Here is a 12,236-nt window from a genome sequence, read left to right as displayed (position 1 = left end):
GAATGACTGTCGGAAATCGTATTTTTCCACGTAAACACAGAATCTCGGCAGAGCTGGTGGAAAAGTTCCGCGTCTTGCCGGTCGCCAATGTTAGCGATTGCATGAGCCGTCTATATGCGGGCGGTACCAACCTGCGTCCGATGCACACCGATGGTGTTCTTGCCGGTCCGGCACTTACGGTCAAATGCCGTCCTGGTGACAATCTGATGCTGCACAAGGCCATTGATATTGCAGAGCCCGGCGACGTCATCGTTGTTGATGGCGGGGGGGATCTGAACAATGCGCTGATGGGTGAGCTGATGCTCGCACATGCGATCAACCGCGGCGTTGCCGGCTTTGTTCTGTATGGCAGCCTGCGCGACCTTGATGCGTTCAGAAGCGTCAATCTGCCAACTTATGCGGTCGGGGTTACCCATCGCGGCCCTTACAAGTTCGGGCCAGGTGAGATCAACGCGACCATCTCGATTGATGGCATGGTCATTGAAGCCGGTGATCTTGTCCTGGGTGATTCTGATGGTGTTTTGGCAGTGCCGGTCAACGACGCCGAAACCGTCCTTGAGGCCACCTTGGCGAAGCAGGCCGCCGAAGAGCGTCAGATGCAGCAGATTAAAGAACGCACCAACGACCGTTCTTGGGTCGACAAGGCGCTGGCTGCCGCAGGTGTCGAGATCATATCAGCCTGATTTCGAGTTTGAAGTGCGTTAAGTATTTGGCATTTATGAATTGTTCAGGGTGCCAAGATCAAGAGATGTCAATGATGTCTCATATGTAGAGCGAAAATGCCTGCATCATAAAATAAGAAAAACTGTTGAAAGAATGAACTTATATTCACTTTCATAAATAAAAATTCGTGATGTAGGGTTGAATTAATCAATCGGGAGGAAACCAAAATGAAATTCAAAACGATTATTGCATCTGCGTGCCTTGTTGCTGCTTTTGCATCCAACGCGCATGCAGAATATCCGGAAAAGAAAATCGAAATCATCGTCGGTTATTCCGCCGGTGGTGGTACCGACGTTATGGCACGTACGGTTGCACCGTTCCTTGAGCGTTATCTGGTTGATGGTGCCACGGTTGTTGTCAAAAACATGCCCGGCGCAAGTGGCCAGATCGGTGTGACCGAAGTTGCCAATGCTGATCCGGACGGCTACACGCTTGGCACCTTCAACCTGCCGGGCATGATGGCTCGTACGCTTGACCGCAAGGCTGATTATTCCGCCGACAGCTTCACCTATCTTGCCAACGTCGTTGACGATCCGAACGTGATCGTGACTGCAAAGGACAGCAAGCTCGACACCATGGAAAAGCTGATGACTGCTGCCAAGGCAGATCCGGGTGCAATCACCGTTGGCATGTCGAGCCTGGGCGGGGATGACCACTTCTTCCTGATGCGCCTGCAAAATGGCAGCGGTGCTGAATTCACCATTGCGCCGTTCAAGGGATCCGCACCGGCACGTACCGCTGTGATGGGTGGTCATGTTGCTATGGGCATCTTCAACCTTTCGGAAGTTCTCGGCTTCCGCGAAGAGCTCAACATCCTTGGTGTTGCCACCGAGGAGCGTTCAAGCCTAGCAGATGACATTCCGACCTTTACCGAGCAGGGAGTAAACGTTGTAAACGGTTCTCTTCGTGGCTTTGTCGCACCGCTAAATCTACCAGAAGATGTACGTGGCAAACTTCTGGATGCCTTCCAGAAGGCATATGATGATCCTGAGTTCTCTAAGGCGATGCTTGCATCTGGTAATCCGGTGAAACTGACTCTTGGCGACGACTTCAAGGCGCTTAATCAGGAACAGTATGACTTCGCCAAATCGGTTTGGGAAACCACTCCCTGGAAGTAATCCTTCGAGGTAGATTAAGGTTCCACGATGACAGCCAAAGAGGTGCGATGTGCCTCTTTGGCGATTTCCCAAAACAGACCTGAATTGCGTCATTTGTCTTGCACCAGACGGGATCAATACTACCCGTCGGATCCACATGACCAAGCATTCGGGTTCAAATCAGTCGAGACCAGCAAAATGACGAACCAAATCGGTTCACGCATATTGCAACCTGACAACATTGCCGGTGTTGTAATGATTGCTGCCTGTGCGTGGCTCCTCACCAAAGTTACCGACATGCCCGAAATGAGCGCATTGTTGCCGGTGGCGATGCTCAGCACGATTATCGCGCTTTCGGTGTTGATGATTGTGCGTAATCTGATCCGGAGCGAGGCCATCGGGGTCAAGCCGGTCTTTTCCTCGTTACCGCGGTTTCTGCTCGTGGTGTTTTGTGTCGGACTCTACGTTCTGGCTGTTGCGACAATCGGCTTTTACACCTCGACATTAATCATGCTGCCTGCGGTCGCCTGGCTTTTTGGCTATCGCAATCCCAAGGGTATTGCCCTTGCGACGCTGATTTTTGTTGGCGGCATCGCATTGATCTTCCTGGTTCTGATGAACCAGAGCCTTCCGCCAGAATTCTTCCAGTCCTGACGCCGGAGAGCCTTTATGTATGCGAATTTGATTGATGCTCTGCCGAATGTTCTGGGTTGGGCCAATGTTCTTTCCGTTGTCGTTGGCGTTATCGCCGGGATTTGCGTTGGTGCACTTCCGGGGCTGAGCGCCACGATGGCGATTTCGGTTTTGATCCCGTTTACCTTCGGCCTTGATCCGTTGGTCGCACTTGGCATGATGGCCGGGATATATAACGGCGCAATGTATGGCGGGGCGATCCCGGCAGTATTGTTGCGCATTCCTGGCACGCCGGCCGCTGTTGCGACCAGTTTTGATGGTTACCCGATGGCGCAGTCAGGCCGCGGGGGTTTTGCGCTTCAGGTCGCGGTTGTTTCTTCGGCCATCGGCGGAATTGCATCGGCAATTGTTCTTATGTTGCTGGCACCGCCACTCTCGAAGGTGACCCTGCTTTTCGGGCCTGCCGAGATTTTCTGGGTCGCGGTGTTTGGTCTGTCGTCAATTGTCTTCCTTCTGGGCGGCGATCCGATCAAGGGGCTGATCAGTGCCGCTTTCGGTGTCACGGTTTCCGTTGTCGGTTCGGATACGATCACCGGTTACGAGCGACTGACCTTTGATCATCTTGAACTGCTTGACGGGATCAATATCGTTGTCTTGCTGGTTGGGCTTTATGCCTTGCCGCCGGCAATTGATCTTCTGGAAAATGCTGATTTCGAGACAGTGAAGGGCAAGTTTAATCTGGGTACTGGCAGTATCTGGAAAGCCATCCCAAGTATGCTTGGTTTCTGGAAAACATGGCTGCGTTCCAGTGTGATCGGGGTGCTGATCGGTATCCTGCCCGGAGCAGGTGGCTCTATGGCTGCGTTCCTTAGCTATAACGAAGCACGTCGGGCATCAAAAAACCCCAAGGCGTGGGGTAACGGCGAACCAGAAGGCGTTGCCGCGGCCGAAACCGCGAACAATGCCGACACCGCATCGGCCATGATCCCCGCCCTGACTTTGGGTGTTCCGGGAACGTCTGTTGCTGCTGTTATGCTTGGCGGCTTGCTTATCCACGGCTTGCAGCCCGGACCGATGTTGTTCCGCGACAATCCTGACCTGGTCTTCGGCTTTATGTGGCAGTTCCTGTTCGGGGCAATCCTTCTGATATTCCTTGGCGGGTCACTTGCTACCAACAGCTTTGCTCAGGTTTTGCGTCTTCCGCGCCCGATGCTTGGCGCGATTATCATCGCACTTGTCTTTATCGGTGTGTATTCCATCAACGGACGAATGTTTGATGTCTACCTGACGCTTGGCTTCGGGGTGGTCGGTTATTTCATGGACAAGCTGAAATTCCCGCTGCCGCCCGTGGTTCTCGGTCTCATTCTTGGCAGTTTTGCCGAAGAGAACCTGCGTCTTGCGCTTCGAATTGGCCGGAATGACTGGTCGACACTGTGGCAGAACGGCACGAGCCAGATCATCATCGCCGTTACCGTATCAGTTATTGTCGGACCGCTTGTCATGCGCGTGATCCGCAAACGGAAATCGGAAGATGATTCTGCAAAATGAGCAGATATCTTTGTCTGGATGATTTTGAGGCGGCTGCAAAAAGCCGCCTCCCGCATCCTCTATTTACCTATATCTCAAGTGCTGCTGAAACGTCTTCGTCGCTGCGTGACAACCGGGATGTTTTCGGCAAATGGGGTTTTGTGCCCAGGGTTTTGCGGGGCGTGTCAGGGCGATCCATTTCGTGCGATCTGCTGGGCAAGACCTATGACGCGCCGTTTGGTATTGCCCCGATGGGGATATCGGCCTTGATGGCCTACGACGGTGATCACGCGCTTACCCGTGCAGCGGCCAGCCACAATATTCCGATGGTGCTCAGTGGATCATCATTGACCCCGATGGAAGCGGTTCATGAGGCCAATCCAGATAGCTGGTTTCAGGCCTATCTTCCTGGCGAGGACGACAAAATCCTGGCTCTTGTTGACAGGGTCAAGCGGACCGGCTTCAAGACGCTGGTTTTGACCGTTGATACCGCGGTTCTGGCTAATCGCGAGAATAACCTTAGAGCCGGGTTTTCAACACCCTTGCGGTTAACCCCGAAAACACTGTGGCAATTTGCCACCCATCCTAGGTGGGTTTTGGGAACTTTCGCGAGAACCCTTATGACAAAGGGTATGCCACATTTTGAAAATTCCTATGCGACACGCGGTGCCCCGATCATGGCACGCAATGTCATGCGTGATTTCGGCAGAAAAGATCACCTGAATTGGGACCATTTGCGCCTGATTCGAGATCATTGGCAGGGTAAGCTGATTGTCAAAGGGGTTTTGGCTGCTGCTGATGTACGCGAAGTTGCCAAAGTTGGGTGCGATGCCGTCGTCCTGTCGAACCACGGTGGTCGGCAACTTGACGGAGCCGTTTCGCCGATGCGTGTCTTACCCAATGCAGTGTCGGTTGCAGGCAACATGCCGGTTATGGTCGATGGCGGCTTCAGGCGCGGGACAGATATCCTTAAGGCACTTGCCCTTGGGGCTGCATTTGTATTTGTCGGGCGGCCGTTCTTATACGCAGCGGTGGTTGACGGGGAACGTGGCGTCAGTCAGGCAGTTGAGATCCTGAAAAGCGAATTGCACCGTGATCTTGGACTTCTGGGGAAAACTACCCTGTCCGAGATTGAGGCCGATATTCTGATGACACATTAGGCTCATCACTTGTGGTTCAGTCCACGACGGTTAGCAAAAACAAAAGAACCCGCCCTCTCAGGCGGGTTCTTTCTTATGTGAATGAATGCAGACTTTGAATTATTTCTCCGGCAGGAATTCTGCGACCAGTTTTTCGGCAATCTGAACGGCATTGAGGGCAGCACCCTTGCGCAGGTTGTCGCCAACACACCACAGTGACAGGCCGTTTGCGACGGTCGGATCCTTACGCACGCGCGAGACAAAGACATTGTCCTCGCCCTGGACTTCCTGCGGGGTGACATAGCCTTCGTCCTGACGGTAGTCGACAACCGAAACACCGGGGAAGTTTTTCATCGCCTTGCGGGCTTCTTCGACCGTGATCGGTTTTTCGAACTCGATATTCACCGCTTCGCCATGGCCGACAAAGACCGGGACGCGTACGCAGGTGGCGTGGACTGCGATTTCCGGCGCAAGAATTTTGCGGGTCTCGACCGACATCTTCCATTCTTCGCGGGTCGCACCATCATCCATGAAATTGTCGATATGCGGGATGACGTTAAAGGCGATCTGTTTGGTGAATTCCTCCTTCTTGGGCGGATCATTCACATAGATGCCTTTGGTCTGGTTAAACAACTCGTCCATGGCGGCACGACCGGCACCCGACACCGACTGATAGGTCGCAACAACGATACGTTTGATCGTTGCGATGTCATGAAGCGGCTTAAGGGCCAGAACCATCTGAATGGTCGAGCAGTTCGGGTTGGCGATGATGTTCTTTTTGGCGTATCCGGCCAGCGCATCGCCATTGACCTCGGGCACGACCAGCGGAACACCCGGTTCCATGCGCCAATAGCTGGAATTGTCGATGACAACGCAGCCTGCCTCGGCAGCCTTGGGGGCCAGTTTCTTGGCGGTTTCACCACCGGCCGAGAACAGGGCGATATCGGCCTTTGAGAAATCAAAGGTTGCGGCATCAAGAACACTGATCTCGTCATCTTCGCCATAGCCCACGGTGCGTCCGATGGATTTCGACGATGCCAGCGCAAAGATTTCATCTGCCGGGAATTTGCGTTCGGCAAGGGTGTTAAGCATCTCGCGCCCGACATTTCCGGTCGCGCCGACAACGGCGATTTTGTAGCCCATCAGGGTGCCTCTTTCAGTCTTGTCGGCATGGTTATCAAAATGGTGCCGGAACGGGAAAACCCCGTGCGACAACGGATGACGCAGCGACCATGCCTTTGGGTAATGTCTGATAATCTGCGGCGAGATGTAAGGGTTTCTCGGCGATTGCGCAAGCATGTCGTTGCCAATGTGATCATGATTACTACTTGAGATCGCAGAAAAATCTGGCAGAATTACCAAAGGGGTTCATGTAGCGAACCTGAAATCAGAAACGTTTTGCATCTTGCCAGGTTGATTTCTGAATTTCTGCCTGGTTGGCGTCCAAGCCACCAATGTGACCACCTGAGGATCCTCCGGACGGCCAGACAAAACGATCCTGATCACGGGTTCATTACAGATATGCGGCATTGCTGCATATGGGGCGATCACTATTCGGACTTTTATCAAAAGGACGGCCAATGACGTACCCGATGAGTTTGGATTGGACACAGAAAAAGGTTCTCGATTTCTTTCGGGAACATGTCACGCGCGGGACCTTGGTATTCCGTGTGGATGACAAGCACGAAATCGTGCTGGGAGATGGATCAGAGCCGCGGGCGGGTATGACCGTCCCGGATTGGACCAACACACTTAAAATGGCACTGAGCCCGGACCCGGGCTTTGGCGAAGCCTTCATGCATGGCGGGTTCGACCTTGTGAACTGCGAGATGGAGGACCTGATCAAGGTGCTGCGTCTTAATTTCGAAGGCGGGCATTCGACCAGCGGGTTTGGCAGCTTTATTGAAAAGCTGCAGGCGCTGAAATTCCAGATCGGGCAGTTCACATCGGTCAGGGCCGCCTCACACCGCGTGCGCCATCACTATGATATCGGCAATGATCTTTACACCCGGTTCCTTGATCCGGAGATGCAATATTCATGTGCCTTCTGGGATGATGGGGCCCAGACCCTTGAAGAAGCCCAGCATCGCAAAATGAGCCTGACCACTCAGCGTCTCAAGATCAATGAGCCGGGCCTGCGCGTGGTCGATATCGGTTGCGGCTGGGGCGGTTTAAGCCGCTTTATCCACCGTGAAACCGGGGCAGAGGTGCATGGCATCACGCTTTCGACCGAACAATATAACTGGGCGCAGGAAAAACGTTCGGAGATGGGCGGCAATATGAAGGCGGGGCTTGATTACCACCTGCTGGATTATCGGCTGTTTGCCGATGCCAATGCCGGGAAGTATGACCGCGTGGTATCGGTTGGCATGTTTGAACATGTCGGTCGCCATCAGTTCAAAACCTATTTCGAAAAGGTCAGTGAGCTTCTGAAGGCCGGCGGGCGGGCCGTGATCCATACCATCATCAAGCCGCGGGCTGAGTTTACCTCGCCATGGATTGATAAATATATCTTCCCGGGCGGGTACATTCCGGCGGTGCATGAAGTGATCGAGGCCGCCGAAAATGCCAACCTGACGGTAGAGGCCTCAAACTTCCATGCCGGTCGCAATTACGCCCAGACACTGATTGCGTGGCGCGATCGGTTCCGCAAAGTCGCCGATGAACTTGACCCTGAAAAGTACGACGAAGAATTCAAACGCATGTGGGAATTCTATCTGGCCGGATGCATCAATGCCTTTGATGCGGGCGAGGGCGGCGGCGGCATGCGGGTCGGCCAGTTCGTCTTTACCAAGCCGGGCTTTGAATATGCCTGAGGGTCGCAATGATAGAGGGCGGGGAGCGATGGTTTCCCGCCCTGTTTGTTTTCTGCTTGCTGCTTCCCATATTCAATAAAGAGCCGTGCGACCCTGTTGCGGCGAAATGCACCGCATGACTGCAAATCAAAATCAAAACAAAGAAGATCAAAGACGTGCCTTCTAACCAAGCCACATCGCGTGATGGACCGGCACGACAGATGTGAAAAGCGACATACCGGTCATTCAGTCGGGAGGAAACGACATGTTTGAAATGATCAACCGGGATGACGCGACCCGCGCCAGAGGCGGTGACACGGCACTTGCCCCGCATATCGGACGGCCTGAGGACTATGTCCGGGCCTTGGCCGAAATAGAAATGTCGAGCTGCGAACGTGATATGCTGCGTGCGCACGCCAAAGCGCCGGGGCGCAAGATTACCGGGCTGAAGCTGGCCGAGACCGTCGGGCATTTCGGATGCCGTATTGGGAATAAGAAGTATGGCCGGCTTGCCGCCAAGATTGCGGCCGCAGCAGACCTTCCGATGTGCAAGAGTGATGTCAGTGATTATTTGGCGGCGATATTCACCCTTGCCGAGGGAACGCAAAGTGATGGTGAGGACTGGACATGGGTGATGCATGACAATGTCGCCCGCGCACTTGAGGATGCGGGCATCGTCTGAAATCCCAGATTGCTGATTTCATAAATTTCGAATTTTGCGGGCGTGTCGTGTAACGCGGGCTGCCCGTGTTTCGTCCTTGTGGGCAGAGGGGGATTTTTCCCCGTTATTCCTCGTGTCACCAAGGAGAATTGCCATGTCCCGCTTTGCCTTTCATGAAGTCAGCCCGAAACTGTTCCAGGCCCAATTTGACCTTGCCACCAAGCTTGGCGAAAACCCGCTGATTGCGCCGGTGCTGCGTGATCTTATTGAATGTCGGGTATCGCAGATCAATGGCTGTGCCTATTGCGTTCGGATGCATTCTGACAGCTTTGCCAAACATGGCGGCGATCCGGTCAACCTTGCGATGTTGCCGGTTTGGCAGGGTGCCGAAGGATTTACCGAGGCAGAGCGTGCGGCACTGGCATGGGCCGAATGCCTGACCCGGGCGGAATGCCAAGTCACGATTTCGAAATGCCATCGGGTGCTTCTTGATCATTTCGAAGAAGCCGAGATTTCGGAGCTGACCTGCATCATTGCCACGATGAATGCATGGAACCGGTTGGGTATCGCGCAGCATGAATTTGCATGATCGTCGCAAGCTTCCTGACGGAGGCGTAAAAACCCCTTACAATCGGAGACACACAGCGATACGGGATTTCCCCGTATCGCTTCACGCGTTTGGTGGGACGTCTGTGGCAGATCGGATTTTTGAACAACACAGGGCACGGTTGACCGCGTTGGCTTATCGTATGCTGGGCAGCCACGCCGATGCCGAAGATGCGGTTCAGGATGTCTGGTTGCGGTGGCGCAATCAGGATCATGAAACGATCAATGACGCCACCGGCTGGCTTGTCCGGGTGTGCAGCAATATCTGTCTCGATGTTTTGAAATCAGCCCGCCGCCAGCGCGAAAACTATGTGGGTCACTGGCTGCCTGAACCATGGTTGCCGCCCGAACAACCCAAAGCCGAAACGCAACTGATCGAACAGGACGGCCTTGGGCAGGCTTATATGTTGATGCTTGAACGTCTTGCCCCGGTGGAGCGGGTAGCACTTGTGCTGCATGAAGTTTTTGATTGGATGCATGACGATATCGCACCCCTGATCGAACGCACGCCGAATAATACCCGTCAGATCCTGTTCCGCGCCCGGCGCAAGATGCAGCGCGACAGTGATCGCGATGCGACGCCCGAACCGAATGCAACGGCCTGTGATCGGGATCGGCTGGATGCGTTTGTCACGGCCATCGGGACGAGTGACGTTGGCCGGTTGTTAGATCTTCTGGCACCTGATGTGATTTTGCATTCCGACGGTGGCGGTAAGGCGCTGGCGACGGCCAATCCGCTGTTTGGCGCCGATCATGTGTCGCGGTTCTTTCTTGGTGTATGGGGCAAGCGCAGCCCGGGCGAGCGCATCTTTGGCGTCACGATCAAGGATCAATGCTGGATCCTTATGGCCGAGGACGGCGTTGTGGCCACCGCACTCTGCGCGACCGAACGCGACGGGAAGATTGTCGATCTGTTTGTCCACCGAAACCCGGACAAGCTGGCGCTGTTTTCCGGCATTCTTGCCGACGCCGTCGAGATTGCCCAATAATGCAAAAAGGCCGGATAGTTATCCGGCCTTTTTAATATCGGGATTGTTGGAAACGATCAGACGAGCTTGTCGAGTTCGCTGATCAGCGACTCACCCATAACCGTGGTCGAAACCTTGGCCATGCCCGGCTGCATGATGTCTGCGGTACGCAGGCCACCCTTAAGGACGTTCTGTACGGCGTCTTCGATCAGGGTGGCATCATCGCCCATATCAAACGAATAACGCAGCATCATGGCGAAGGACAGGATGGTTGCCAGCGGGTTGGCGATGTCCTGACCGGCGATGTCCGGGGCGGAGCCGTGTACCGGCTCGTAAAGCGCCTTGCGCGCGCCGTTTGCATCGGCCGCACCAAGGGATGCAGACGGCAGCATACCAAGCGACCCGGTCAGCATGGCGGCACAATCGGAAAGAATGTCGCCAAACATGTTGGTGGTGACCATCACGTCAAACTGTTTCGGGTTGCGCACGAGCTGCATGGCGGCGTTATCAACATACATGTGGCTCAGTTCGACTTCCGGGAAGTCCTTGGCAACACGTTCGACAACTTCGCGCCACAGAACGGTGGATTCCAGAACGTTGGCCTTATCGACAGAGCACAGGCGCTTGTTGCGTTTCATTGCCATGTCAAAGGCAACGCGTGCGATGCGTTCGACTTCCGGTTCGGAATAGACCAGCGTGTTGAAGCCGTGACGGACACCGTCGCGTTCTTCGATGCCGCGCGGCTGACCGAAATAGATGCCACCGGTCAGTTCACGCAGGATCATGATATCAAGACCCTTAACGACGTCTTCTTTAAGCGTCGATGCACCGACAAGGGCATCAAACACCAGTGCCGGACGCAGGTTGGCAAAAAGGCCCATTTCCTTACGGATTTTGAGCAAGCCACGTTCCGGTTTGATGTCGAACGGCATGTCGTCCCATTTCGGACCACCAACAGCACCCAGCAGAACAGCGTCGGCTGCCATGGCATCCGCAAGCGTTTCGTCGGTCAGCGGGTTTTTGTGGGCATCAATGGATGCGCCGCCGATCAGACCTTCGGTGATTTCGAAATTCACGCTGCGCTTTTTCGCCATCCAGTCCATGACGCGCTGAACCTGACGCATGACTTCCGGGCCAATTCCGTCGCCCGGCAGCATCAGTACTTTTTTGGTGGTGCTCATAAATGCTTCCTTCCCATATTTTTGGGGCCGCTCACCCCGTAACGATCAGAAAACGGGCGGCAAACCGATGGTTGCCGCCCGTTTTTGCAATTACAGCGACAGCCAGGGCTGCGATGCAGCGCGCTTGGCTTCGAAATCGTTGATGGCATCGGCCTTCTGCAGGGTCAGGCCAATGTCGTCGAGGCCATTCAGCAGGCAATGCTTGCGGAATTCTTCGACTTCAAACTTGATGCAGCCGCCGTCCGGACCGGTGATTTCCTGATTTTCAAGATCAACGGTGACGGTGGCATTGGCACCGCGTTCGGCATCAGACATCAGTTTGTCGACATCTTCCTGCGGCAGACGGATCGGAAGGATGCCGTTCTTAAAGCAGTTGTTATAGAAAATGTCGGCAAAGCTTGGTGCGATCACGCAGCGAATGCCGAAATCAAGCAGCGACCACGGTGCGTGTTCGCGCGACGAGCCACAGCCGAAATTGTCACCCGATACAAGGATCTTGGCATTGCGATAGGCCGGTTTGTTCAGAACGAAATCCGGGATTTCGTTGCCGTTATCGTCGTAACGCATTTCATCAAACAGGTTCTTGCCAAGGCCCGAACGTTTGATGGTTTTGAGGAACTGTTTGGGAATGATCATGTCGGTATCGACATTGATCATCGGCAGCGGTGCTGCAACACCGGTGAGCTTGGTGAATTTTTCCATTATCTTATCCCTTGCTTCCAGTTTCCCAGGCCAGACCGAGTGCTTCGATCAATTCTTCGGTCGCGTCGAGTTCCTGGGCCACGAAGTCCGGCAGGTTGATGCCGGTCAGTTGCGGCAGGAGGTGCTCAAGCACCGGTGCGCGGCCCAGACGAGGGGCACTTTCGCGGAAATTGATCAATGTGTGATCGGCCATGGGGAACCTTC

The 12,236-nt window shown here is 54.4% G+C and carries 13 protein-coding genes; 9 read left to right on the top strand and 4 right to left on the bottom strand.

Features of this window, described 5'->3' with window-relative positions; all coding sequences use genetic code 11:
* Positions 1-2: 2 nt before the first annotated feature.
* From TH4_RS11385 to TH4_RS11365, 5 genes are all read left to right on the top strand, one after another.
* Positions 3-683: an RraA family protein gene (locus TH4_RS11385; RefSeq protein ID WP_064781188.1), complete on the top strand. Its 681-nt coding sequence runs from the start codon at positions 3-5 to the stop codon at positions 681-683.
* A gap of 207 nt (positions 684-890) precedes the next feature.
* Positions 891-1,841 (top strand): Bug family tripartite tricarboxylate transporter substrate binding protein, encoded by a 951-nt coding sequence (locus TH4_RS11380; protein ID WP_064781187.1) that lies wholly within the window; start codon positions 891-893, stop codon positions 1,839-1,841.
* Between the two features lie 177 nt (positions 1,842-2,018).
* Complete coding sequence (locus TH4_RS11375; RefSeq protein WP_064781186.1) at positions 2,019-2,474, top strand: tripartite tricarboxylate transporter TctB family protein; 456 nt, start codon at positions 2,019-2,021, stop codon at positions 2,472-2,474.
* A gap of 15 nt (positions 2,475-2,489) precedes the next feature.
* A complete protein-coding gene (locus TH4_RS11370) occupies positions 2,490-4,001 on the top strand; it encodes a tripartite tricarboxylate transporter permease (protein ID WP_063089197.1) in 1,512 nt (503 codons plus the stop codon).
* The gene (locus tag TH4_RS11365) at positions 3,998-5,140 is read left to right on the top strand and encodes an alpha-hydroxy acid oxidase (RefSeq protein WP_064781185.1); all 1,143 of its coding nucleotides are present in this window, start codon (positions 3,998-4,000) and stop codon (positions 5,138-5,140) included. Before TH4_RS11370 ends, TH4_RS11365 begins: the two co-directional genes overlap by 4 nt.
* A gap of 99 nt (positions 5,141-5,239) precedes the next feature.
* On the opposite strand, the gene TH4_RS11360 is transcribed toward TH4_RS11365, so the two are convergent.
* Positions 5,240-6,262, bottom strand: a complete 1,023-nt coding sequence (locus tag TH4_RS11360; protein WP_064781300.1) for an aspartate-semialdehyde dehydrogenase — start codon at positions 6,260-6,262, stop codon at positions 5,240-5,242.
* 437 nt (positions 6,263-6,699) lie between these two features.
* Between TH4_RS11360 and TH4_RS11355 the strand changes: the two genes are divergently transcribed.
* The 4 genes from TH4_RS11355 (at position 6,700) to sigJ (ending at position 10,170) form a co-directional block, all read left to right on the top strand.
* Positions 6,700-7,935, top strand: coding sequence for an SAM-dependent methyltransferase (locus tag TH4_RS11355; protein ID WP_245227848.1), 1,236 nt, complete (start codon positions 6,700-6,702; stop codon positions 7,933-7,935).
* 244 nt (positions 7,936-8,179) lie between these two features.
* Positions 8,180-8,596, top strand: a complete 417-nt coding sequence (locus TH4_RS11350) for a hypothetical protein (protein ID WP_064781183.1) — start codon at positions 8,180-8,182, stop codon at positions 8,594-8,596.
* Positions 8,597-8,729: 133 nt separating this feature from the next.
* The gene (locus tag TH4_RS11345) at positions 8,730-9,164 is read left to right on the top strand and encodes a carboxymuconolactone decarboxylase family protein (protein ID WP_083997070.1); all 435 of its coding nucleotides are present in this window, start codon (positions 8,730-8,732) and stop codon (positions 9,162-9,164) included.
* Positions 9,157-10,170 (top strand): RNA polymerase sigma factor SigJ, encoded by a 1,014-nt coding sequence (gene sigJ, locus TH4_RS11340; protein ID WP_209272271.1) that lies wholly within the window; start codon positions 9,157-9,159, stop codon positions 10,168-10,170. Before TH4_RS11345 ends, sigJ begins: the two co-directional genes overlap by 8 nt.
* A 56-nt stretch (positions 10,171-10,226) precedes the next feature.
* Here the strand turns inward: sigJ and leuB are convergent, their stop codons facing one another.
* The 3 genes from leuB to TH4_RS11325 form a co-directional block, all read right to left on the bottom strand.
* Positions 10,227-11,330, bottom strand: coding sequence for a 3-isopropylmalate dehydrogenase (leuB, locus tag TH4_RS11335; RefSeq protein WP_008889808.1), 1,104 nt, complete (start codon positions 11,328-11,330; stop codon positions 10,227-10,229).
* 90 nt (positions 11,331-11,420) lie between these two features.
* On the bottom strand, positions 11,421-12,032 hold the full coding sequence (gene leuD, locus TH4_RS11330; RefSeq protein WP_064781182.1) for a 3-isopropylmalate dehydratase small subunit: 612 nt from the start codon (positions 12,030-12,032) through the stop codon (positions 11,421-11,423).
* 4 nt (positions 12,033-12,036) lie between these two features.
* Positions 12,037-12,225 carry a hypothetical protein gene (locus TH4_RS11325; RefSeq protein WP_008889810.1) on the bottom strand — a complete coding sequence of 63 codons (189 nt, stop codon included), beginning with the start codon at positions 12,223-12,225 and terminating at the stop codon, positions 12,037-12,039.
* Positions 12,226-12,236 lie beyond the last annotated feature (11 nt).

Source organism: Thalassospira tepidiphila MCCC 1A03514, assembly GCF_001662875.1.
Classification (GTDB): domain Bacteria; phylum Pseudomonadota; class Alphaproteobacteria; order Rhodospirillales; family Thalassospiraceae; genus Thalassospira; species Thalassospira tepidiphila.
This window is presented reverse-complemented; position numbering and strand designations above follow the sequence as displayed.

Bases quoted from the DNA above. Each gene is read 5' to 3' on its own strand.
- TH4_RS11355 (WP_245227848.1), top strand. From the start codon at position 6,700: ATGACGTACCCGATGAGTTTGGATTGGACACAGAAAAAGGTTCTCGAT.
- TH4_RS11325 (WP_008889810.1), bottom strand. From the start codon at position 12,225: ATGGCCGATCACACATTGATCAATTTCCGCGAAAGTGCCCCTCGTCTG.
- TH4_RS11345 (WP_083997070.1), top strand. From the start codon at position 8,730: ATGTCCCGCTTTGCCTTTCATGAAGTCAGCCCGAAACTGTTCCAGGCC.
- TH4_RS11385 (WP_064781188.1), top strand. From the start codon at position 3: ATGACTGTCGGAAATCGTATTTTTCCACGTAAACACAGAATCTCGGCA.
- leuD (WP_064781182.1), bottom strand. From the start codon at position 12,032: ATGGAAAAATTCACCAAGCTCACCGGTGTTGCAGCACCGCTGCCGATG.
- TH4_RS11370 (WP_063089197.1), top strand. From the start codon at position 2,490: ATGTATGCGAATTTGATTGATGCTCTGCCGAATGTTCTGGGTTGGGCC.
- TH4_RS11350 (WP_064781183.1), top strand. From the start codon at position 8,180: ATGTTTGAAATGATCAACCGGGATGACGCGACCCGCGCCAGAGGCGGT.
- TH4_RS11380 (WP_064781187.1), top strand. From the start codon at position 891: ATGAAATTCAAAACGATTATTGCATCTGCGTGCCTTGTTGCTGCTTTT.
- TH4_RS11360 (WP_064781300.1), bottom strand. From the start codon at position 6,262: ATGGGCTACAAAATCGCCGTTGTCGGCGCGACCGGAAATGTCGGGCGC.
- leuB (WP_008889808.1), bottom strand. From the start codon at position 11,330: ATGAGCACCACCAAAAAAGTACTGATGCTGCCGGGCGACGGAATTGGC.
- TH4_RS11375 (WP_064781186.1), top strand. From the start codon at position 2,019: ATGACGAACCAAATCGGTTCACGCATATTGCAACCTGACAACATTGCC.
- TH4_RS11365 (WP_064781185.1), top strand. From the start codon at position 3,998: ATGAGCAGATATCTTTGTCTGGATGATTTTGAGGCGGCTGCAAAAAGC.